Here is a 2,494-nt window from a genome sequence, read left to right on the forward strand (position 1 = left end):
TGTGCGCCCGTAAAGGTTGCATCGTAAATATCTCTTTGGCAAGAGATTAGGAAAGTGTTCTTTGAAAATGACCTATCATCAGCCGACTTATCTGTTTCGGGAAAACTTAACCGAGCAGGGAGTGTAGCATGTCGGAAAAGTCATAAGTCAGTTAGTTACCAAACTGCGACTGAATGGCGAGATGAAAAGATAGATATGAGGATAAAGTCCGAATTGATTGAACGATAGTCCGAATGGTCCCCCTTGAGGCTATGGCGTAAGGTAACTATCAATCGCCATATCGTGATACTACTTCAGTGTATAGGAATGAAGGTAGCAAGAACTTATCACGACACAACCGCAGTAAGCGAGTAAAGGACGGAAGTCGTATCCGACAATCTATCATGCCAACAGTTACGATGTAATAAACGGGGATTACCTATCCCGAAGTGCCGAAAGGCTATTAGGTTCGACCTATGAAAATTCGGAGTGGTAACGGAGCTTCCATAGTAGTTTGAGCAAGGTAACGCCTTGTACATGGCGAAGGGAAGCAGCTAATTATTAATACAATTAACGGAAAATGTGAGAGACATTATGAGAAGTCCAGAAAGAGTATTAAACAGTCTATCAGAACACAGTAAGGATGCAAGCTATAAGTTTGAACGTCTTTACAGAATTTTGTTCAATGAGGAAATGTTCTACGTTGCCTATCAGCGTATCTACGCTAAAGAGGGTAACATGACTAAAGGTTCAGACGGTCAGACCATTGACAACATGAGCCTGAAACGAATTGAAAAGTTGATTGATACGTTAAAAGATGAAACGTACCAGCCCCAACCGTCAAAGAGGGTGTACATACCGAAGAAAAACGGTAAGAAAAGACCTCTTGGCGTGCCGACTTTCAATGACAAGTTGATACAAGAAGTAGTAAGAATGGTACTGGAAGCCATATACGAGGGAAATTTTGAATACACCTCGCATGGTTTCCGTCCCAATCGAAGCTGTCATACTGCATTAACTCATATCCAAAAGGAGTTTAATGGTGCAAAATGGTTTGTGGAGGGAGACATAAAAGGCTTCTTTGATAATATAAACCATGATGTATTGATAAACATTCTCTTGGAGCGTATTGCGGATGAACGCTTCATCCGATTGATACGCAAGTTTATGAAAGCGGGATATATCGAAGACTGGCAATTCCACAATACTTACAGTGGCACACCGCAAGGGGGTATCATCAGCCCGATATTGGCTAATATATACCTTGACAAGCTGGATAAGTATATAAAGGAATACACAGCCAAATTCGACAAAGGGAAGAAACGAAAATTCAGTAGAGAAAGTATGGACTTTGGCAATGCAAGAAAACGTATTGTGCGAAGATTGAAGTTCGTAAAAGACGAAAGGCAAAGGACAAAGCTAATCCTTGAACTGAAAGCAATAGAACAAGGACGGGCTAAATATCCCAACGGCGAAGAAATGGATGCCGATTACAGAAGAATGAAATATGCAAGATATGCAGATGATTTTCTTGTGGGAATTATCGGAAGCAAGCAGGATGCGCAACAGATAAAAGAAGATATTAAAAACTTCCTTGCTGACAGACTGGCATTGGAGCTGTCCGATGAAAAGACACTTGTCACTCACACGGAAAGACCGGCCAAGTTTCTCGGATATGAAATCACTGTAAGAAAGTCCAATGACCAAAGACGGGATAAACGGGGTAGATTGAGAAGAACCTATGGTAAAAGGGTCTGCTTGAATGTCAGTACGGAAACAGTCCGTAAAAAACTTTTCGATTGGGGAGTCTTGGAACTGACAAACCGTAACGGAAAGGAAATATGGAAACCGAAATGTAAATCGGGACTGATATTCAATGACGACCTTGAAATCCTTGATAGTTATAATCGGGAAATCGTGGGGTTCTATAATTACTACTCCATAGCCAACAACTGCGCCCATGCCTTGAATAATTTCAAGTACATCATGGAATACAGCATGTACAAAACGTTTGCAGGCAAATATAAGTGCCGAACACGTAAGGTAAACAAGAAATATCGTAAGAACGGTAGGTTTATCGTAACGCACATGACTAAAACTGGTGTAAAGGAAAGATACTTTTACGACGGTGGCTTCAAACGAAAGAAGCCCACCTATAAATCGGAATGTGACATTATGCCACGAACAATTTATACTGCGGGGCGGACAAGCCTTGTTGAAAGGCTGAAAGCCCGTGAGTGTGAATTATGTGGAGCGACAGACGACCTTGTTATGCACCATGTAAGGAAACTAAAGAACTTGCAGGGAAAGGAAAGCTGGGAACGACACATGATTGCCCGTAAACGCAAGACGATTGCCGTGTGCAGGAGTTGTCACAAGAAGATACATGACGGAAAGATAGACTGAAATTAGTGGAGAGCCGGATACGCTGAGAGGTGTAAGTCCGGTTCGGGGGCGAGCATTTGGAAACCTACCATAGAAATATGATAAGGCGCTGGGTGCTTAGCCTACACAA

General features: G+C 42.1%; 1 protein-coding gene. It reads left to right on the forward strand.

Going from position 1 to position 2,494, the window contains the following annotated elements; translation table 11 throughout:
- Window positions 1-573: 573 nt before the first annotated feature.
- A complete protein-coding gene (locus LPH68_RS25985; RefSeq protein ID WP_004318718.1) occupies window positions 574-2,385 on the forward strand; it encodes a reverse transcriptase/maturase family protein in 1,812 nt (603 codons plus the stop codon).
- Window positions 2,386-2,494: the final 109 nt, after the last annotated feature.

Origin of the sequence: Bacteroides sp. 1_1_30 (assembly GCF_020982715.1) — a bacterium.
In the GTDB taxonomy this organism is placed as follows: Bacteria; Bacteroidota; Bacteroidia; order Bacteroidales; family Bacteroidaceae; genus Bacteroides; species Bacteroides xylanisolvens.

Bases quoted from the DNA above. Each gene is read 5' to 3' on its own strand.
- LPH68_RS25985 (WP_004318718.1), top strand. From the start codon at position 574: ATGAGAAGTCCAGAAAGAGTATTAAACAGTCTATCAGAACACAGTAAG.